Origin of the sequence: Ktedonobacter sp. SOSP1-85 (assembly GCF_016587415.1) — a bacterium.
Lineage (GTDB): Bacteria > Chloroflexota > Ktedonobacteria > Ktedonobacterales > Ktedonobacteraceae > Ktedonobacter.
The window spans coordinates 544,708-565,151 of the sequence record NZ_BNJI01000001.1; the positions used below are offsets into that span (position 1 = coordinate 544,708).

The 20,444-nt window shown below is 53.2% G+C and carries 18 protein-coding genes; 6 read left to right on the forward strand and 12 right to left on the reverse strand.

All coding sequences use genetic code 11. The annotated features are described in order from the left end of the window. Positions 1 to 148: 148 nt before the first annotated feature. The 4 genes from KTE_RS02625 to KTE_RS02640 all read right to left on the reverse strand — a co-directional run bounded on the left by KTE_RS02625 (position 149) and on the right by KTE_RS02640 (position 4,623). Positions 149 to 1,468, reverse strand: coding sequence for a branched-chain amino acid ABC transporter substrate-binding protein (locus KTE_RS02625; RefSeq protein WP_201378206.1), 1,320 nt, complete (start codon positions 1,466 to 1,468; stop codon positions 149 to 151). A gap of 480 nt (positions 1,469 to 1,948) precedes the next feature. After that, positions 1,949 to 2,554: a dephospho-CoA kinase gene (gene coaE / locus KTE_RS02630; protein ID WP_201378208.1), complete on the reverse strand. Its 606-nt coding sequence runs from the start codon at positions 2,552 to 2,554 to the stop codon at positions 1,949 to 1,951. A gap of 184 nt (positions 2,555 to 2,738) precedes the next feature. Then, positions 2,739 to 4,034, reverse strand: a complete 1,296-nt coding sequence (locus KTE_RS02635) for an RNA-guided endonuclease TnpB family protein (RefSeq protein ID WP_201378210.1) — start codon at positions 4,032 to 4,034, stop codon at positions 2,739 to 2,741. Beyond that, positions 3,994 to 4,623, reverse strand: coding sequence for an IS607 family transposase (locus KTE_RS02640; RefSeq protein WP_201378212.1), 630 nt, complete (start codon positions 4,621 to 4,623; stop codon positions 3,994 to 3,996). Before KTE_RS02640 ends, KTE_RS02635 begins: the two co-directional genes overlap by 41 nt. A 287-nt stretch (positions 4,624 to 4,910) precedes the next feature. Between KTE_RS02640 and KTE_RS02645 the strand changes: the two genes are divergently transcribed. Together KTE_RS02645 and KTE_RS02650 are read left to right on the forward strand one after the other, a co-directional pair. Continuing rightward, positions 4,911 to 6,371: a tetratricopeptide repeat protein gene (locus KTE_RS02645; RefSeq protein ID WP_201378214.1), complete on the forward strand. Its 1,461-nt coding sequence runs from the start codon at positions 4,911 to 4,913 to the stop codon at positions 6,369 to 6,371. A gap of 11 nt (positions 6,372 to 6,382) precedes the next feature. After that, positions 6,383 to 6,655 (forward strand): hypothetical protein, encoded by a 273-nt coding sequence (locus KTE_RS02650; RefSeq protein ID WP_201378216.1) that lies wholly within the window; start codon positions 6,383 to 6,385, stop codon positions 6,653 to 6,655. Between the two features lie 61 nt (positions 6,656 to 6,716). Here the strand turns inward: KTE_RS02650 and KTE_RS02655 are convergent, their stop codons facing one another. Beyond that, complete coding sequence (locus KTE_RS02655) at positions 6,717 to 8,681, reverse strand: ABC-F family ATP-binding cassette domain-containing protein (protein WP_201378218.1); 1,965 nt, start codon at positions 8,679 to 8,681, stop codon at positions 6,717 to 6,719. A 567-nt stretch (positions 8,682 to 9,248) separates the two neighbouring features. Here KTE_RS02655 and KTE_RS02660 point away from each other — a divergent pair. Beyond that, complete coding sequence (locus KTE_RS02660) at positions 9,249 to 9,899, forward strand: orotate phosphoribosyltransferase (protein ID WP_236038093.1); 651 nt, start codon at positions 9,249 to 9,251, stop codon at positions 9,897 to 9,899. A gap of 88 nt (positions 9,900 to 9,987) precedes the next feature. Here the strand turns inward: KTE_RS02660 and KTE_RS02665 are convergent, their stop codons facing one another. The 4 genes from KTE_RS02665 to KTE_RS02680 form a co-directional block, all read right to left on the reverse strand. Next, entirely contained in the window at positions 9,988 to 10,869 is an 882-nt protein-coding gene (locus tag KTE_RS02665; RefSeq protein WP_201378220.1) for a slipin family protein, read from the reverse strand. 107 nt (positions 10,870 to 10,976) lie between these two features. After that, entirely contained in the window at positions 10,977 to 12,095 is a 1,119-nt protein-coding gene (locus KTE_RS02670) for a nodulation protein NfeD (protein WP_201378222.1), read from the reverse strand. A gap of 5 nt (positions 12,096 to 12,100) precedes the next feature. Then, on the reverse strand, positions 12,101 to 12,373 hold the full coding sequence (locus KTE_RS02675; protein ID WP_201378225.1) for a hypothetical protein: 273 nt from the start codon (positions 12,371 to 12,373) through the stop codon (positions 12,101 to 12,103). A gap of 515 nt (positions 12,374 to 12,888) precedes the next feature. After that, positions 12,889 to 13,563: an HAD family hydrolase gene (locus KTE_RS02680; RefSeq protein WP_201378227.1), complete on the reverse strand. Its 675-nt coding sequence runs from the start codon at positions 13,561 to 13,563 to the stop codon at positions 12,889 to 12,891. A gap of 351 nt (positions 13,564 to 13,914) precedes the next feature. On the opposite strand from KTE_RS02680, the gene KTE_RS02685 reads away from it, so the two are divergent. Together KTE_RS02685 and KTE_RS02690 are read left to right on the forward strand one after the other, a co-directional pair. Beyond that, a complete protein-coding gene (locus tag KTE_RS02685) occupies positions 13,915 to 14,757 on the forward strand; it encodes an MBL fold metallo-hydrolase (RefSeq protein ID WP_201378229.1) in 843 nt (280 codons plus the stop codon). A gap of 613 nt (positions 14,758 to 15,370) precedes the next feature. After that, positions 15,371 to 16,102 carry a hypothetical protein gene (locus KTE_RS02690; RefSeq protein WP_201378231.1) on the forward strand — a complete coding sequence of 244 codons (732 nt, stop codon included), beginning with the start codon at positions 15,371 to 15,373 and terminating at the stop codon, positions 16,100 to 16,102. A gap of 41 nt (positions 16,103 to 16,143) precedes the next feature. Here KTE_RS02690 and KTE_RS02695 read toward each other — a convergent pair whose 3' ends face one another. Together KTE_RS02695 and KTE_RS02700 are read right to left on the reverse strand one after the other, a co-directional pair. Then, positions 16,144 to 16,725: a CGNR zinc finger domain-containing protein gene (locus KTE_RS02695; protein ID WP_201378233.1), complete on the reverse strand. Its 582-nt coding sequence runs from the start codon at positions 16,723 to 16,725 to the stop codon at positions 16,144 to 16,146. A gap of 41 nt (positions 16,726 to 16,766) precedes the next feature. Continuing rightward, positions 16,767 to 17,417: a CAP domain-containing protein gene (locus tag KTE_RS02700; RefSeq protein ID WP_201378235.1), complete on the reverse strand. Its 651-nt coding sequence runs from the start codon at positions 17,415 to 17,417 to the stop codon at positions 16,767 to 16,769. Positions 17,418 to 18,010: 593 nt separating this feature from the next. Between KTE_RS02700 and KTE_RS02705 the strand changes: the two genes are divergently transcribed. Continuing rightward, positions 18,011 to 19,627 carry a peptide ABC transporter substrate-binding protein gene (locus KTE_RS02705; protein WP_201378237.1) on the forward strand — a complete coding sequence of 539 codons (1,617 nt, stop codon included), beginning with the start codon at positions 18,011 to 18,013 and terminating at the stop codon, positions 19,625 to 19,627. A gap of 77 nt (positions 19,628 to 19,704) precedes the next feature. Here the strand turns inward: KTE_RS02705 and KTE_RS02710 are convergent, their stop codons facing one another. Next, complete coding sequence (locus tag KTE_RS02710; protein WP_201378239.1) at positions 19,705 to 20,424, reverse strand: glycine/sarcosine/betaine reductase selenoprotein B family protein; 720 nt, start codon at positions 20,422 to 20,424, stop codon at positions 19,705 to 19,707. Positions 20,425 to 20,444 lie beyond the last annotated feature (20 nt).

Below are 20,444 nucleotides of genomic sequence, written 5' to 3' on the forward strand. Positions count from 1 at the left end.
CCACAGATCAACACCTGTCGCTGACTCCCCCCAGCGTCGTTCATAGCTACCTACAATCCTTAGGTAGCCGATTGCGCCTTGTCCAAGCTTCGTTGCAAGAGTGAAGGAGCAGAGCATCCTCTACTCCTCCTGACATATGCGCCTGCTCTTATTTCGCAGCAATCTGATCAATAAACTTGAAGTCAGGTTTGCTATTGACGTCAGCGACCTGGTAGATGGAGATGACCTTGTTGGTAGTATCACCATTCTTATCAAAGGTATGGTGGCCAGTGATACCATTGTAGTCAGTCTTCATCATCGCGTCGATGACGGCCTGGCGGAAGGTCTTGGCACCGGCAGAATCGTTGGAGTCCTTTGGTGTCTTGGCCCCGCTATCAATAGCACTCTTAATGGCGTTGAGCAGCACCTTCATGCAGTCATAGCCGCCCGCGCTATACGCACCATACTGGTCCGCACCGTAGGCTTTATTGTAGCTGTCGATAAAGCTCTTGGCAGCGGGAAGCACGGTCTCATTGACCTTCGCGACGGTTCCATAGGTTGGGCCGCCCTTGGTGCCAATGGCCTGGGCGAAGGCGGTGGTCACGATACCATCACCACCAGCAAAGGCCAGGTTCGCGGTACCGGAGTCGTTCAGCAACTGCTGGCGCAACTGCGTGCCACCCTGGCTATCGGTACCACCATAGAAGACGACGTCGGGATTGGCGGCTTTGACGTTGGCGACGGTGCCGCCGTAGTCATTGCTCTTCTGCTTGCTCTCGCGGTTGCCCACGATGGTGCCACCCAGCTTCTTCCATTCCTGGACGAAGACATTGGAGATACCGACACCATAGACAGTGGTATCATCAACCACATAGGCCTTCTTCAAACCCTTCTTCTGGAAGAGGAAGTCAGCGATCACGCTACCCTGGTGATCATCAGTGGTGGCCAGGCGGAAATAGGTCACTTTACCAGAGGGACGCAGTGTGGGAACCTTGTCCTGCGCACCGGTACAACCAACATTGGCGCCTTCCTGGGTCAGGCACTGGTTGGTGTTGGAGGGACTGATAAGAACGATGGGGGCCTGGTTCGCGACCGGCATCTCAGCCTGGGCGACCGCACTATTGAAGGGGCCAACAATGCCAGCAACCAGCGCGTCACCGATCAGTTCGGTCACATTCTTTTTGCCGGTATCTGGATCATTAACACCCTGCGCACCCACGTCGTCCTTGGGTACGAATTGCAGTGTGTAGCCGGGGATTAAATTCTTGGACTCATTAACTGCCAATTCTGCGCCGTTCTGAGCAGGTTTACCATTGGCGGTATCCTGACCAGAGGCGGGAAAGTCGGTTGCCACTTTGATGATGGTTGAGCCAGAACCACCACCGTTTGAGCCTGTGGTAGCAGTGCCGGGGCCGCAAGCCGCCAGGATTGCCAGCAACAGCGGAACGCCCAACGCCAGGGCACACATCCGTGTCCAACGTTTTTGCATACGCACGTTAGCCTCCTTAGAAATAGCACTTATCCTTCATGCCACATCGATAACTATGGAAGTAGGACACAATGGAAGCAAGCATTCTACGCCAGGCAGATGATAAAAAACGACTGGTCATAGATCGGCTCCAGTGACCTCTTTAATAAGAATTACGTTCTTCAAACCGTAAATCTCACCAGAACTTTCAGGTCCCCCAATCTGTTCCCTCCGAAAAACCATTTCCCCTTATGAAAACCATGTGAGCGATTAACACCCGCTAACCTGGCGAAATGTCCTCCAAACGAAACTAAGCTAAGGTTGCGACGATTATACGTAGTACAATGTTTTCTGTCAATATACCTTCTTTTGTCTCCTGGGACTGCTCAAACGGCTTCTATGCTCTTGCGTCTCGGCTCGCAAACTCGCCCTGATAGGTGGTGTGGTGCGCCTGGGCAACCAAAGGTTGCCCAGGCGCACCACACCACCTATCAGGGCCCTTTAATATACAAATTGCTCGCAAAAATGTGTGAAAGCTGCCTCTACCTGTTTGCGCGTCTCCTCAAGCGTTCCACTGTTATCAATCACAACATCCACCAGCTTCTTCCTCGGCTCAACTGGCGCTTGCGCACGCAAACGTGCCCAGGCATCCTCCTCACTCAGCGCGTTCCGCTGGATCAAGCGGCGCAGCTGCTGCTCTTGCGTACAGACAACCAGCCATTTTGCCTGGCACAGTGCGCCTGAGCCACCTTCAAGTAACTTTACCGCGTCGAGCACCACGATATCCTTCTCACCCACCTGCTGTAATTCAGCCTGTAGCGCGCGACTCACCGCTGGATGCACAATTGCCTCCAGGCGCTTCATGGCCTCTATATCAGAAAACACAATAGCTCCTAGAGCTTTACGGTCCACATCGCCGTTAGGACTCAGCACACTGTTACCAAAGGCGGCGGCGACCTGGCGCGCAATGGGCTGGTCTTTTTCATAGAGTCGATGTACGACGGCATCAGCATCAATATAGCGCTGCGCACCTGAGGCGAGCAGCATCTGACCCACGGAAGTTTTGCCACAGGCAATGTTTCCAGTCAGGCCCAATATATATGGCATTGGCATCTGCTACCTTTCTCATACTCGAAAGTGCGCGAACTCACCCTCAAGCGGTCAGTTCTTCCTGCTTCATCGTCGATAGCCAGCGCACGGGAACCTTTGGATCGGCCCTCCCGTTTCGGTCTCACATCAACTCCCCAGGCATTTTACGTCCGGCGGTAGCCACTCTCCAGGACGGCCAGCATTACGCGTGAAGCTGGCGAAGCTGTTGTGTTGCGAACCACAGCAAATTTAAGGCGGCATTGAGATCCCGATCGATGACCAGCCCACAGGCCAGGCACTGATAGGTGCGGTGTTTGAGCGGCATGCGCTTTTTGACCTGCCCACAGCACGAACAGCGTTTGGTCGAAGCAAACCAGCGCGAGGCGATGAAGAGATCGCCCCCGGCGTTGGCCACTTTGGTCTTCAAAAACTGCAACAGTTGCCCCATCGCGGCATCGGCCACGGCACGCGAGAGCTTCCGGTTGGCCATCATCCCCAGGATGTTGAGGTCTTCGATGCCGATGGCCCCGCAGGTTCGCGCCAGTTCGGTCGTGAACTTGTGCTGGACATCCCGCCGGATGTTGGCGATCTGCTGATGCTTGCGCGCTACCTTGAGTCGTTGCTTCTCATACTGCTTGCTGAAGACGGTTCGCTTGGTTTGAAGGTCTTTCGTCTTCTGTTTCTTTGACAGCTTGCGTTGCAGCTTGCCGAGTTTCTTGAGATGGAGCGCTAATGGCCTTTGGTTCTCAAGCCTGCGTCCATCGCTCACCACAGCAGCTTGCTTCAAGCCCACATCCACCCCCACCACTGGTTCGGGAGCTTTGGGACGCTCCCGTGTGATGTCTACTTGAATGGAGACGTACCAGTGGCCTGCTTCACAGCTGACGGTTCCCCCCAGAATCTTGACTCGTTCGCACACGACCTGCTTGCGCTGGTTGCGTTTCTTCGTGGGAACGCTTGCCTTCCCCTTTTCGACAAAGCGCAGCTTTTCTGCCAGATTGACCGTTCCAAGCTTGCGCAGCAGCTTGCCTCGGTCCTTCTTCGTTTGGCGTTGATCGAGGATGAAGCGACCAAGCCCGGGGATCGAGATCCAATGGCTTCCCAAGGTGAATTTATCGTTGGAGAGATAGAACGACTCGTGCGACTTCCCCTTTTTCTTGTACTGCGGGTAGTTCGCTCGGCCTGCAAAGAAGTTGTCATACGCTTTCTTGAGGTCGTCGAAGGCTCCCTCTACGACACATTTGGTGACCTGGTAGGTCCAAGGATAGTCTTGTTCCCGAATCTGGTGGAACTGTTTTTTGAGCGCGAACGCATTGGGAGGCGTGAGCACGCGCTGCTCTTCGGGAACGCTTTCCTGCTCAGCTTTATACGCCTGATACTGCTTCTCCCATTGTTCCCGTCCCCAGTTGTAGATAAAACGTCTGGTGCCACAGGCTCGTTTGAGATACTCCACCTGTTCAGGGGTGGGATTCATCCGGATCTTGTGCGCGGTTTTCATCCTTGAGCGCTTCCTCTAAGGCTTTGCGGTACGTCCTGAGGCCATACAAGCGTGAGCTAAAACCGTGGACAATACTCATCAAGTCCTGCACTACCTCTTGTTCGGGCGAGAGCGTCTCGGTGTTCATCACGACCAATTCCGTGTGGTGAGTCTCGCACAGATGCTTGAGCAGAGCAAAGCCAAAGCGAGCCAGCCGATCCTCATGGGCGATGAGCAGGCACGAAACCTCTCCCTCGACAATGGCGTCTACAAGCCTGAGAAACTGTTTGCGCTCAAAATTGAGGCCGCCCCCGATTTCCATGATCCACTCATCCACCACCAGTGGCTTGGAAACGGCGTAACGCTCTAAGGCGGCCCGTTGGTTCTGTAAATCCGGCCGTTGAGCAGGGCTCGACACCCGGCAATAGGCCACCGTTCGGCGGATGGCTGGCCGTTGAGGAAGGTTGAGCGCCGTAGCCAGATCGGCCTCATCATAGTAGCGCCGCCCAGAAAGGGTTCGTTTCGCTTTGAGACGGCCTTCCCGATCCCAGCGCTGCAAGGTTTTCACGCTGACGCCCACCTGCTTGGCAAACTGTGCTACTGAGTACATGTAATGATTTTAGCTCACTTTCGTACACGTTGTCAATACCTAGTACAGATCTCCCTTTCGGCATGTTAAGATAGACATAAGACAAGAGCAAAGCACGCGAGAGCAGCGCCCGTCGATAGCAGACACGCATACGCCCTCATCGATGAACGCCGCGCCTTCTGTAGCGCTCCGACGCAGACGCTCTCCCAAAAGTACTTGTTATTGCTTGTTTCTTACATTCTCCATAATTCATATCGTACAATAACCCAATAGCCAGACCAAATACACAGGATAATCAAGGAGTTCAGATGAGTAGGCGGTTGGGCCTCATTGCTGGCATAAATACGTTTCAAGATCCCGCTTTTCGACCGTTGCGCTACGCGGAGAACGACGCACGCGCGCTTGCACAGTGGCTTGTGAATAATCAGGGTGGAAAGTGGTCACCCGGTGATGTGCAGTTGATCCAAGGTCAGCATGTTACGCATGAATTATTTAAATCACTCGTGTCACAAATGTGTACACAGCTTGCGGCACCCGGCGACCAGGTCTTGCTCTATTTTGCCGGGCAGGCCTTCGTGGATGAGCGAACCGGTGATGGCTACCTGGCCCTGGCAAACACACAGATGCAGAATACACAGACTGCACTCCACCTGGGGACCCTGATACGCCAGATTTTACCCCAAAGTCGCGCCTCACAGCTTGTGTTCGTCTTCGACTGCTATCAGACTGGGCAGCTCTGGAGTATGCGCCGGACCTCACCCTTCGATTTTACGCCCCTGCTTGGGCGCACCCTCTCCGGCAGCCTGCAACCAACTAAACACCTGCTTACCTTCTCCTGTCGCGGCAATGAGTTTGGTGAGGAGCGCGGAGAACAAGGCCTGGGCATTTTCGCTCACCGCATGATTGCGGGCCTCTGCGGCCCCGCCAGAGATCCCCAGAGCGGGAATATTACCTTCCAACAGCTCCAGAGCGTCCTGGCACAAAACCTGGATGAGCAGCATAAAATCACCGCGATTGGTCAACTCCAGGCCCCCTTCCTACTGTCAGGAGAATCAACCTCTCAAGCCGTGGAGCCTGTTCGTGCCACCGCAGGCTCATCACCTGCGCACCAACCCCTGCATACCACTACCGGCAACTTTGGCACTGCGACTGCGACCCAGGTTGCTCCCCCTCCTGGTCCTCCTCAGCAGCTCAATGCCAATGCGCAAAAAGAGCAACAGAGCGCGCAGTTAGTAGCGCAGGCCCAACAACAACTGCAACAAAATAATCAACCCTACGCGCTGCAACTACTTGAACAAGCCTTGCAGGTGCAGCCAACAAATGTTGAAGCCCTGACGCTCAAATGCCAACTGCTCGGCTCGCTGGGTCGCACCCGCGAGGCCTTCACGGCCGTCGACCAGTTAATCCAGGTTGATGCCAATAACGCGCTTGGTTGGAGCATGCGTGCCGTCCTGCTCAATAACAGTGGTCAGTACCAGGCAGCCCTGGTCGCCATAGAACGCTCCCTGGAACTCAACCCCAATAATCCTGAGACCTATGGGATCAAAACCAATATCATGGCCAGCCTGGCCTCAGCCCAGAGCTCTAACGGCAAAAGTCCCATGACGCCTCTGAGCAAAGAGGCCGCGACCACCTCCCCCCTGGAAGATTCCTGGGGAGTCTCGCTCTGCAATTCCTGGGCACACTTCTCGCCATTGGTGGGCTGGCTCTCCTTCTCGTTCCAAAGCTTCCAGCGCCTCTTGGCCTGCTTATCGCCAGTATTGGTCTAGGACTCTTATGTGTGCATGCCTTCCTTGGCGCCTTCCGCCATGGCCTTAAGAGCGTGTTCACGACGCTGCTCTTCAGCCTCGTAGGCTTCGCCATTGTGGGAGGAGCCTATAAATTCGGCGAGACACGCCTCATCAGTTTATTTAAGACGCATCCCTCGCTGCTTGAGCCAACCATTTTCTTCGCGATTGCTTTGCCCATCCTAAGCACGCTAGCCCTCTTCCTCGCCATCATCGGCTATATCGCGGGACTGATCAATCGCCTACGCAAACGCGGCAAAGAATAGTTTGTCTGTAATAAAAAGCGCGGTGCTCAGCACCGCGCTTTTTATTACAGACAAACTATTCTTAACTGGCAACATCGGCCAGCTGCTCCCACTCGGCTAAGAGCTCCTCCACCTGCGTTTTCGCCTGTTCGTAGGCTTCATTTAACGTAGTAAGTCGTGCCGCATCTGCCTGTAATGCTGCTTCGGACAGTTCTTCTTCCAGAGACTTTACCCGCGTCTCCGCCTTCTCGATGTCTTTCTCGACATCCTCGATGGTGCGAGTCTTGACCTTCCCTTTCCCCTTCTTGCCAGCAGGCCGAGCCGGGCTCGCGCTTTTTGGCTCTGGCTCTGTCACTTGCTTGTTTACGGCTGGCGCCAGCAGTGGCTGGGGCACATCAAGGACCAGGGGCCGCTTGAAGGTGCGGTACTCCGTGTAATTGCCCATGTAGGGAATCAGGACCCCTTGTTCAATGGACCAGATTTTTGTCGCCAGGCGATCTACAAAGTAGCGGTCGTGCGAAACAAACAGCAGGGTTCCATCGTAGTCGCTGAGCACCTCTTCGAGAAATTGTCGCGATTGCAGATCCAGGTGGTTGGTTGGCTCGTCAAGGATCAAGAAGTTGGAACCTTGGAGGGTTAATTTGGCCAGGGCAACGCGACTGCGCTCACCGCCGCTCAAGGAGCCGATCTGCTTGAAGACATCATCATTTGAAAAGAGGAAACGTCCCAGGAAGGTGCGCGCGCCCTCCTCGCTCAAGGCACTCACCTGGCGGATCTCGTCCAGAATAGTCCGCTCCATATTTAGCCCTTCGTGTGTCTGGGAATAATAGCCCACCCGCACATTGTGTCCGAGCTGGAGCTGGCCACCAACCGGAGAGAGCTCGCCAGTTAAGGTGCGCAAGAGGGTCGTCTTCCCTGAACCATTGGGACCAAGCAAGCCAACACGGTCGCCGCGCATAAACTCAACATCGGCCACCTGCACAAGCACCTTCGGTTCCTGCGCGGCGGGAACATCCTGGCGCGCACGCACTCCATAGCCGATCAAGAGCTTACGCGTAGAAAACACAATTGTGCCACTGTCTACCACAGGCGAGAACTTAAAGTTCATCGTCTGGAAATCTTGCGGTCGCTCCACGCGCTCCATACGATTCAGCAAGGTCTGGCGACCACGCGCCTCTTTACTGCGCTGGCCCGCTTTATAACGCCGAATGAACTCTTCTGTATGCGCAATGTAGGCTTGCTGCGCTTCGTACTCACGCAGGCGGCGCTCCATACGCTCCTCGCGCAGCTCCAGGTACTTGGTATAGTTGCCTGGATATTCCTCAATACGCCCGAACGCCAGCTCAATTGTACGCGTGACGATCTTGTCCAGGAAGTAGCGATCATGGGCCACGATGACAATCGCGCCCTTCCAGGTAGAGAGATAGGTCTCTAACCACTCCAGGGCGTCCAGGTCCAGGTGGTTGGTTGGCTCGTCCAGCAGCAAGACATCTGGCTCCTGCAACAGAAGCTTACCTAGCGAGGCTCGCGTCTGCTGGCCGCCACTCAAATGCTTAAATGGTGCGTGCTGCTGCTCACGTGTGAAGCCCAGGCCATCGAGGACCTGCTCTACGCGATTCTCGTAGGTATACCCGCCAGCATGCTCAAAACGCGTTTGCAGCTCAGCATAGCGAGCGAGCATACGCTCATAGAGCGCGTGATCCTGCTGAGCATCAGGGGCCGCCATCAAGGTAGCCAGGTCGCTGAGTTCGCGCTCCCACTCCTGAATTTGCGCAAATACCGTCAGCATCTCGGCATGCAGTGTATTATCTGGGTCAAAAGCAGAGATCTGCGTGAGATAGCCCATACGGATAGTACGTCCGACCGCTACAGTCCCTTCATCTGGCTCCTCAAGACCGGCCAGGATATTCATCAAGGTAGATTTTCCCGCGCCATTGGGGCCAACCAGGCCAATACGATCCAGGGGATCAATCTGAAAATTGAGCTGAGAGAAGATACGCTCGGCACCAAAGGATTTTCCCAATTGAATAACACTTACAATAGGCATGTAGTCTCACCTAAATTATATTTCTTTGAATATGGAGAACAACGAGACCTCCTACGCTTCCACGCACGCTACGAAGGTCTCTCTTCTAAATGCTCGACACAGATGGCATCCTGAGGTGTATACAGAGAGCGATCGCGTCATGTTATGCGCATATTATAGCATTGTTTCGCGGCTTTTTCCTCGCCATCCCTCGCCCTCGCCCTGCGTAAATATGGTACAGGAGCAGACTGAAAGGGGGTCGCAGCATCTGGCGCACACTTACCCTTCTCTCCTAACCATAATCGACAACCTTGCATAGAACCCAAAGGGCCAGAAGGTGAACGTTTGAGAAGCCCTTCTCCCCTGCCTAGCTATCAACTCAGGAACTATGATATACTGAAATAGCGCATCCTTCTTATCTGATGCAAGCGAGCATGCAGGTTTCGCGTAAAAGAAGGGTTCCATTTCTCATATGTTCGCTTGTTTTCATATGCATCAGAGAGTTTAGAGCAAAGAAAGGAGGCGGTGCATCTCTCTTCTGAAAGAGAGCTACTGCGCCGCAGTGCTAAGGTGGCAAAAGAGCAGTCTTTGGATAATCTCTGGTTGGCACAGATTCTCTTCGACCTGGGAGGCGTTCAATTTGGCAACTTTACCGTGAGCGAGTCCGCGGTCAGTTCGCCGGTCTTCGTCAATCCCAAGGTTTTAATCAGTCATCCAACCGCCCTTCGCGTTGCCAGCAAACTGATGCAGCAAGAGATTCAACTGGCACAATCACTACGCCGTTCGCGGGTACATCCCTTTAATGTTGTGGCAGGTGTGCCGGTTGGTGGCCTTCTCCTGGCAACCGCGTACTCCCTTGAAAACAACACACCGCTTATCTATGCCCGTATTCGCCCAGAAGGAACCGGGAACCGAGGCATCGAGGGCCGTTTTACGAAGGGTGATACCGCCCTCATCATCGACGATCTCGTCACCCAGGGCAGTAGCATTGTAGAGACCGCATCCCTACTGCAAGAAAATGGCCTGGCGGTCAAAGATGTTATTGTCCTCGTAGACCGCGAGCATGGTGCCGCTGAGCGCCTGCGTCGTCATGGCTACAACCTGATGAGTATTTTAAAGCTAGATGTGATGCTTAACCACTATATGTCGAGGGGACTCATCTCAGAGGAAACCTATCGCGCCTGCGCTGAGTACCTCCGCGCGAAACAGGGAGAGAATAACTCCTCTCCTCACCTCTAGGCCATCTAGTGGGAGCCGCATTCACGTATGCACGAGCAGGGGCACACGCATGTGTATGTGTGTCCCTGCTCGCGTTTTTCTATGCCACCTACTCTTGAGGATGGCGGGGCTGCTGAGTTGGTGCCGGTGGCGTCTGCGGACGGGCGGGCGTGGGCGGTGTATAGCGAGGAACCTCGACATTCGCCTGCCCATTGGCACTATCGCGGCGTGCTGTTTGCAACAGTGGCTCGATCAGGTCCATGGGAAGCGGGAAGATAATGGTCGAGTTTTTCTCAACCGCAATCTCCGTCAAGGTTTGCAGGTAGCGCAACTGCAAGGCACCGGGCTGCGAACCGATGACACCAGCCGCCTGAGCCAGTTGTGCAGAGGCTTGCAACTCGCCACCGGCGTGAATGATCTTCGCGCGCTTTTCGCGCTCAGCCTCGGCCTGTTTGGCCATCGCGCGCTGCATCGTCGCTGGCAACTCGATATCCTTAATCTCGACCGCCGTGACTTTCACACCCCAGCTTTCGGTATGCTCATCGATAATGCTCTGTAGCTCCTGGTTGATCTTGTTGCGCTGGGCAAGCAACTCATCCAATTCAGACTGACCAAGTACGTTACGTAAGGTTGTTTGCCCAATCTGGGTGGTTGCCTGGATAAAATTCAAGACGCGAATGACCGCAGCCTCAGGATTTACCACGTAAAAATAGACAACCGCTGTGACTTTAATCGTGATATTATCACGCGTAATCACCTCTTGAGCGGGCACGTTTAAGGTCACGATACGCAGATCGACCTTAATCATGCGCGAGATGAATGGGGGCACCCAGAAGACGCCTGGCCCCTTCGCTCCCGTCGACTTACCCAGGACAAAGACGACGCCACGCTCATACTCCTGCACCACACGCAGGCCAGAGAGCACTAAGATCACCACCACGATGATAACGAAGATGATGAAGAATGTGCCAAAACCAAGTAAGGCATCCATAAAAAAACCTCCTGCACGCGCTGAAACGAGCCTGCTCATTCCAACGGTCTACTTTGTAGACATTCATGCATATGCAAAACAACGAATAGATGAATGAAATCGCCTCTTTACTCAAGAGGTGGAGCAATCTTACCAGTATCCACACCAGGAGTTACCAGGGGGCGAACGCGCAAACGCAGCCCTTCCACTGCGACAATCTCAAGCTCCGTACCACTATCTACCGCCAGATCCGGAACATCCAGGAGTGCAGCCCAATTCTCGCCCTGATAGCTAACACGTCCCTCAGGCTGTAGCGGTGTTAAGGCCACAGCCTTCGCGCCATACATCGCCTCCTGGCCACTTCGTACCGGTGCTCGACGCACTCGTACAGCGTACGCGACGATGCTCAGGCCCATCAAACCAACCACCACGCCCGCGCCGTAAATGATCCACGGGTTGAGGTAGGCTGCATTATATGCGCCGCCACTGTTGAAGAAAATCAGCGAGCCCACAATCAGCGAGACCACAGCTCCAATGGTCAGCGCACCATGCGTTGGGAGACGCACATCCAGCACAAGCAACACAAAGGCCAGAAGCATCAACGCCAAGCCCGCCCAGTTTGGCGCAAGTGAGCCTGCTCCAAACAGGAAGAGGAGTAAGGCAATGGCGCCAGTCACACCAGGCACAATCGCGCCCGGATGGGATACCTCCAGGTACACTCCCAGCATAGCGACCAGGAACAGGAAGAAAATGACCGTTGGATCAAGGAGAAAATTGTAGAACACATCGGCGGGCGTCTCGCTCACATCCTGGATGCCGACATCCGCCGTCTGCAAGCGCACCTGCTGCCCATTATTTAGACGCACCTGCCGCCCATCAATGCTCGTCAGTAAGCTGTTCAGGTTGGGGGCGCCCAGGTCTACAATGTGGGAGCGAATCGCGGTCGCATCATCGTAGGAACTGGCGTTGGTCACCATCCGCACGGCCAGGGAGACATTGCGTCCATAACGTTGCTGAATACTGGTCATCGAGGCGACAAGATCGTTGGTAATCTTGGCCTTCAAGGTGCTCTCAATATCGCCACCAGTGCTCGTCACCGGGCTGGCTGCGCCGATGCGCGTCGTAGGAGACATAGCCGCGATTTGCGCCGACAGGGTGACAAACGCCGCCGCTGAAGCCGCTCGTCCACCCGCGGGCGCCACATAGGCCACCACAGGGACCGTGCTGGCAAGGATCTTCTGCGTCATCGCCTTCATGGAATCCAGGTCGCCCCCGGAGAATCCACCTCGACCACGAGCGCGTGTGCTCCGTCACTTGAGGCACTCTCTATGGCCCGCGAAAGGAGGCGCAATGAAGAAGCATTGATATCACTATTGAGAACCACCCGGTCAACATGGGCAGTGGCCCTGGTCTCTGCCAGGACAACCGATGAACCAGTGCCAAATTGGAACACCAGGGCGCAGGCAAGTAACAGGCCTGCCCCAAGCCAATAAGACCAATGAGCTCTCTTCTGGCGCGAGTACATACGCATATCCTCCATCATAATAGTGAAGACGCGCCACAACCATAAATATCAAAGAACATATTTAAAGAGACAGCAAACACCCATATAATAGCATGTTCGCTCGCCAGTTACGAGCCATATTTGCCCAAGAAACTCCGCATTTCATTGGCTGAGCCAATCCTTACGACCTTCTTGCGCGCCTCAACGGAGGCCAACACGTGCCGCAATTGCGGCCTTGCCGTAGCACTCTCACCTCTAGTTAATAATAACTTTTAGCTATATCTATTATAGCTTATTGCTATTTTCCTTGTCAAGCATTTTTCATGATAAAGCGTTCAAAAGGTGGATATAGAATTAGCATGCCTCTAAAGAACAGACAGCAAAGGAGCCACTAGAGGCTTAGCTGATACATACAGCTTGTTCCCTCTGGTGGCTCCTTTGCTGTTCGACTCTGCCTGGAACTGCTTACTACTTATCCGAAACCCTGAGCGCGAAGCGCTAGGCACGCCAGTGACGTTGGGTTTCGGAATAAGATCTTAGAAGAGTGCGCGCAGATCGGCAAAGGTGTCCAGGATCAGCAACCGGCCTGGTCCCGGTTCGCGCAGCTCCTGGTGCTCAAGAACCCAGGTATGCTCATGAGGAATGAAGACGGCATTCAGGCCTGCCTCTAAAGCGGGATTAATATCAGATTTAGGAGAGTTCCCAATCATCCAGGTGTCCGCGAGAGGACATTGAAACTCCTGTGTCAAGAGTTCATAGGTGCGGGTGTTTTTCTCTTCTACGACCACAATACGCTGGAAGTAAGACTCCAGGCCAGAGCGCTCAACCTTCAGTTGCTGCTCCTCGCGCTCCCCCTTGGTCAGAAGGACAAGGTGATGCTTCTGCGCGAGTTCTTTGAGCGTCTCTTCAACACCCTCTAGAATTTGCAGGGGATGGTGCGCAATCTCCTCGCCCAGGCGCTTGACATAGTCCAGGTCCTCGCCCCTCACTTCCCGCTCGACAAGGCGATGATAGGTCTCTACCAGGCTACGCGCAAAGTTTTTAGAGCCATATCCAGCAGTATGCTCGACCTCGTTGAGTACGGCTCGAACTTCATGCACCTGCATGCTACTATGAGCAAGGAACTCAATAAAACGATGGATGGCCTCTTCAAAATAGATATTATTCTCCCAGAGCGTATCGTCCGCATCTACAAACAACCATTGCTGCATTGTGTCTCTCTTTTCTAAAAAAGGTCAGCTATCATGGCTCAAGTGTAGCGCTCTTTATTCATAAATGCAAATGTTAGCATTCACGAAAAATATGTGGCGACGAATATGCACAGCATCATAGATCCTGGCACAAAGCTTCTGTAGACCATGCGTTACGGGAATAATTTCGGTGCGGATCAGATCCGCTTTTATCATCTACACTATGCATATCCAATTAGGGATTTTTCGAAGTAAAATAATTAGTATGGCTGGTATCTCTCCTCAAGAGACACGGCACCAGATGCTAGAGACCTGGGCTGTACCTATCTGCCAGCCATGAAGTTGGAAGCATCCCAGAAGGAGGCTTTTTTTATGGAAACCTATCCACATACTTGCGCTCAGGAGATAAGCGCCACAGAAAAACTACCAACCCGAAGTATTGCCCTATGGTGGCTGGGACAGGCAGGCTTTGCCATCAAAAGTGCTTCGTTGACCATGCTTATTGACCCCTTCCTCTCAGAGCATGAGGGACGGCTGGTCGTTCCTCCTTTTAGCGCCACGACCGCGCCAGAGATCGACTTTGTGCTCTGCACACATGAGCACCTGGACCACCTGGATCTCCCTGTCCTACAAAAGCTGGCTCAGCGTCAGCCACAACTCCGCTTCGTCGTTCCTCGTCCTATCATCGGGCAACTCACTGAAATGGGGATAGAGAGCGAGCGCATTCTTGGTGTCCAGCCTGGCGAGGAACATATGTTAGGGACCTGTCGGCTCAGGCCCGTTCCCGCTGTACACGCAATTCAATGCCCTCCCGCAATCTACAACTTTGGCTTTGAGGAGAGCGAGGGGCAGTATCGCTACCTGGGCTATGTCCTGGACCTCGATGACGTATGCCTGTATCATCCCGGAGATACGCTTGTCTATGATGGCATGGCCGCACACTTACGTTCCCATGCAATTGACCTGGCCCTGCTCCCCATCAACGGACGAAACTACTTCCGCGAGCAACAGCAACTTGTAGGGAATATGGATGAACGCGAGGCCGCAGACCTGGCTGCTGCCGCTGGCATAGATTGCGTCATTCCGACCCACTATGAGATGTTTGCCGCCAATACCGGGCGCGTAGGCTTCTTTGCTGACTACATTCGCACCTTTCATCCACACATCTCCTGCCATCTGCCAACGCATGGCAAACGTTTCGTCTATACGAAATAGCAAAGCTTCATGGCTCTCGCGCCTGCGGCGCTCGCCTGGGTAGTATGTGTGATGCATGCCAGCCATCGGCTGGCATGCATCACACATACTACCCGAAAGCACTTACCCACGGGATTAGATATAGAAGGCGTCCTTGCTAAGAAAAACCAACGCACAAAACCAATCCCTATATGAAATACCTATCATAAAACAAACTGCATATTTAAATAGTTTTCATTATAACTTTTACGGTACTTCTTATAATAAGAATATGTAAGTTATAAACAATAGAAGGCTAAGATTGGAGTATATCATGTCCCGCCGATTTCTTCCCAGGTCTTCATCGGCAGAGAACGTGGATATTATTGTTCGTTCGCTACCGTGGAAAACTATTATTGGAATTGTTATATGCTTTGTTGGCTTCTTACCTTTTCTCGCTTGCTCTCTATTTATTGCAAATAGCGGCCTTTTAAGTCTTTCACAAATTTTTTCAACTATTACCGGCGCACATGCGGACCTTCCACCACCTCATACATCATTTCCGTTTCCCGCCGTCTCACCACAGATGGGAGTTATTCCCTACACCATTCAAGATGGCGATTCCTGTAATGAAATCCTGGCCAATCAAATGAACATGGGGCAATCAACAAAAATTTTTAACGACGCGCAAAAAAATTCTATACAAGCGTTGAACCGTGTCTTTGGTCAGAATTGTCAGAATTTAACAGTCGGGGCCGTCATCCCACTCCAACCTCAGTCGCCCCTGGTCGCCATCGGTGGCATTGTGCGCAAAATTAGTGAACCCTCGTTTGTGAAGCCAACACCTACGCCTCTGATTCACTTGCCACAAACCATCAGACAGCAGGCGGAGGCAAATAGATATGTTGATTGCAGCGGTGGCTGCAATTTACAGATCCAGATTACCAACAACGATACGGTGAGCCTCTTTGTCGCAACTGATATGCATGTCCAGGTTGGTTCATGGGTCTGGGCGCTGGCAATGATGCAACCACAAAAGGTGCCGGGCCTGGATAATTATCCCTATCTTGAACCACACACAACGGTAGAGAAGATGATGCTACGAGCCTGCGATTTTACCCTTGAGGGGCAGCAAGACGATGACATGGTCCCTTGTCGTAAACTCTCACCTAACACTATTGACGATGATGGCGGAATATGGCTCTATGGCGTCACGGGTTCACAGGCCCTGGGGCACTGGCAATGGAACACAAACCTCCCACCGAATACGCAGGTTCTGATGTGGCTATCAAGCAAAGGCGGTGATCTGCAATATGAAGATGGCAATCCCGTCTACCGCTATGATCCCAAACAGCATGCATATATCAAACTGAAGAAAACGTCGTGACCCAGCAGAGGCAAAACACAAGCGATAGTAAGCGAGGAACTTTAGTGATCCTCGCTTACTATCGCTTGGCTATCACGCGCCTGGCGTGCTCTATAACGCCGTACCGTCATCATATTGCCACAAGCGTACCCCGCACACCAGCGCCGACTACGGTTCTTGCTTGCGTCAAAAAAGATCCAGCCACAGGCATCGTTCTCACAGATCTTTATGCGTGCAGTCTCTTGCGTTGTGACCAACTCCACAAAAGAGGTCACGATCTCACTCTGTACCCAGAGCCAATCCTTCTGCAACGGCTCCAACACAATTCGCCAATGACCATCCTGGTCCTGACAGAGAGTTCGCCGCGCAGCAGAGGCCTGGAGATACGGCTGTAGTTGCGTCATATCAGCCACAGCGAGCGGCTCCCCCCGCGCCAGGCGAGCCGCATAGTCCCATAAGTGTGATCGAAGTGTGATCAGAGAACGCACCATACTCTCATCTAGAGCTGCTGCATCCACGTCTAAGTGCCAGCGCGCCAGAAATTGCTGGCGCCAGGCAAGTTGCAGGAAGCGATTCTCTGCACGACCGCTTCCACGATAATCACGATAATCACTATTTAAAAAATCGAGAGCCAGCACTTCCATCACACATCTCCTCCAGGAACGAGAACAAAGTCCTCATACAGCTAATTCGCGAAATCCTCGGTTAACCAGAGCGTATTGTGTGCATCGACAAAGATGCTAATCCCAATACGATGAAAAGTGCTGCTCAACAAATTACGACGATGCCCATCATTAGGAGGGGTCTCATTCATCATACTCCGATGAAGGCCTGAGGCCATGCTCCACTGCGCATTGTAGGAAGGGGCAGGACCACCTGTACCAATATTTTCGCCACAGGCATTCCAGTTGACTCCCGCATTCGTTTCGCGCGTCCCCAGACTACTCTCGCCTGGACACTGGTGCGAAAGCCCACACCCTCCTGCCATAACCTGGGTATGTCGAGACGCACTCACCACAAGCGTGGGCGTCCAGGTAAACGCTGGCAGACCTTGAGCGGCTCTATCCTGGTTCACCAGCGCGAAGAGCTGCTGCGCTAACTGCTGATCCGTGCTCGAAACAGGAGGGGTACCACCGCCATTGCCTCCACCACTGCTTCCACCAGTATTCCCACCATTCGCTCCTCCCTGGGTAGGGACCTGCGTAGGTTGTGGTGTTGGCGTTGGTTGAACTGATTTTTTCGGCGTTGGCGTCGCGAGAGGACGCTCCGCTACCTCTGTCCCCATTTGCTTCTGCGTAGAGGTTGATGTCGCCGACGCGCTTTTCTTACCGGGCATAGCCGCAGAACCTGAAGATGCGCCACAGGCAACCAGAAATATACATACAGCTAGCACTAATAAAATACACAAGCGTTTTTTCACAGCAAAGCGCCTCCATTCGTACAGATCCATTCTCCTATCTACCATAACATAGACAATCGCCGATACAGTAAGCATTTGCGAATTTCTGGTACTTCCTGCATACTTCTGATCCGAAAACCCTGAGCGCGAAGCGCCAGGCACGCCAGTGACGTTGGGTTTCGGAATAAGATCATAGCCGGAGCTAAAGAAAAACATGCCCCCACAATTCGACCTGACTTTTTACCATATAGTTGTTTGATATGGAGAAAGCCTGGTAGCAAGCCGATACATAAATGAGAAGCCCACCAATATATCCATTTTAGCAAGCAATAGAGTATTATTATAGAGAACTATCTTCTTAAAGAGGAGATAGCCTCATCTACCCAGAAGTCATACACGACCCGGAACGCTTTTCTGACAAGTTCATGAAAATAATATCGAAGTTGATAACTGTATTTTGTGCAGAGAGAATAGCCTGGGCCAGCGTGACTCATCCCTCTATATCTGAACCATAGAAAGTGAGACTGTGTATGCACGATACACAGAAACAGCGCACACACCTGTTGCCCTTTTTACTCTTGAGTAGCCTGGCAATCCTCCTCCTAGCAGCCTGCGGAGGCACACAGCAGAACAATCAATCCACAAACAACCAGGTCCTGCGCTTCCCCAACGTTGGAACCAATGACATTGGCAAGCTTGATCCCGCCAGCGGTTCCGACTCTAACTCTAACCTGGCCATCAACATGCTTTTCACAGGCCTGGTAAAGGCGGATCAGAACCTGAGCGCTCAACCAGACCAGGCCACCTGGGATATCTCAAAGGATAACAAGGTCTACACCTTCCATCTTAAGAAGGGTATCACCTTCTCTGATGGCACTCCTGTTACTGCGCAGACCTATGTCTATACCTGGACACGAGCCTTGCTACCCGAGGTGAAGTCTCCTATCGCGCCAGTCCTGGAGGAGGCCATTGTCGGCGCCAAAGATGTCAATAGTGGCAAGACCACGACGCTAGAGGGAGTAAAGGCGCTCGATGACCAGACGCTCCAGGTCACGCTGGAACGTCCCACCGCCTATTTCCTCCAACTACTGACCGTCAACCTCTTTTATCCGCTCAATCAGAAGCTGATTGACAAGTATGGGCAGGTCGACTGGGCACAGCACGTGGCAGGGCAGGGCGCGGGGACAGGTCCCTTCATCGTCCAGTCCTGGCAACATGGGGTCAAAATGGACCTGGTACCCAATCCCAACTACTATGGGGCAAAAACAAAGTTGAAGAAGGTCGAAATGTTCTTCGTCAAAGAACCAGAGACCGCCTATAAAGCGTATCAGGCCAAACAATACGACTTTACCTGGGGCATTACCCCACACGACCAGGAGACGGCGAAAAATCTGCCTGGTTTCATTCGCAAGCCTATCCTGCAAAGCAATCTGCTCTTCTTTGACAATAAGACCGCGCCTTTCAACAAGTCGGCCGTTCGCCAGGCCTTTGCCGCGGCTATAAATAAAAACCTTCTGGCGACAAACATCTTTAAAGATTCTGTTACACCCGCTAGCACAATCATCCCGCCGGGCCAGCCCGGCGCCCAACCAGATTATTCCGGCATTTCATATAACATGACCAGGGCCAAACAGCTCCTCCAGTCGGTCTACCCAGATGTCAGTAAGATGCCGCCCGTGACGTTTTCGTATCCTGGTTCACAGTTTCCCCAGGACGCGGCAACAGCCTTGCAGGCAATGTGGCAGTCGGCCCTTGGTGTGCAGGTCAAGCTCAATCCGATGGAACTGACCTCGTATAATAGCGAGACTTCGAAACACACGGTCCAGTTTGGCTTTACCCAGTGGGGGGTCTACTTCCCCGATCCCTATGAATGGCTGGACCTGAGCCTGCTCTCCACCTCGGCCAATAACAATGGCGATTGGAGCAATCCGAAGTTCGATAGCCTGGTGGCTCAGGCCGAACAGAAATCAGGCCAGGAGCGCCTGGATCTCTATGCCCAGGCCGAGCGAGTCGCTATCGATGATGTGGGCTGGCTCCCGCTCTCGCATCAGACACTGGCGGGCATCATCCCCGCTAATCTCCATGGCGTCGTTTTGAACGGTGGCGGACTCTACTTCGGTGACTGGTCCAACGTCTATCTCTCATAAGGTAGTACATAGGCATAAAAAATTTCCAGGGGCAGGCCTGCCCCCTGGAAATTTTTTATGCCTATGTACTACCCTGTTTATCCTTCTTGAAGGTTGATAGGCTGCCACTGACTGCTATCATATGCGGGGTACTCGAGCTCCCAGAAGCGACCTGGCTCCTCGCGCGCTTCCAGACGGCGTAGGGCATCCAACAAAACCTGGCGTTGCAGGTCCCGCTGACCAGGCCCTCCCAGGCTATTGCCAAGCTTAAAATGCTGTGGGGCCAGGACACGTGGAGGACCAGCCTGCTTCGTCTGATCTGGCGCGACGCTGATAAAGACGGTGGGTAGGCCCGTCATCTCTATCTCACGCGCTAACGCCGCCGCCACGCGATGACAGAGTGGGCAGCCAGCAGTGAGCACAACAGCGTCGGCCTTTGAGCGAGAAATAAGCTTCGCCATCTCTGGCGCCACGCGCTCATACAGGTCACGAAAGTTCTGAGTATAGCCCATAAAGCCAAGATGTTTATCATTGATGCCCCCAATGATCCCCTCAGCAGCCAGTTCGCGTAAACGATCAATAGGGAACACACAATTAATATCCTGGTTCGCATCCTGATGATTATAGTGGCTATGAGTCACCATGAGCTGGTTCGCGCTGACATCGCCGGGAAGAAGGCGCCAGGCGTTGTCCCCATCCACATTGTAGGGTTCTTGCTCGCGCAGGTGCACGCCCGCAGTACTCACCAGCGCAATAACGCTATCCGCTAGCTCGCGCGAGCGCGGGGTGTAGGGAATACACCGTTTGGACATTGGCATCCGCCAGATCTCCTTCTTAT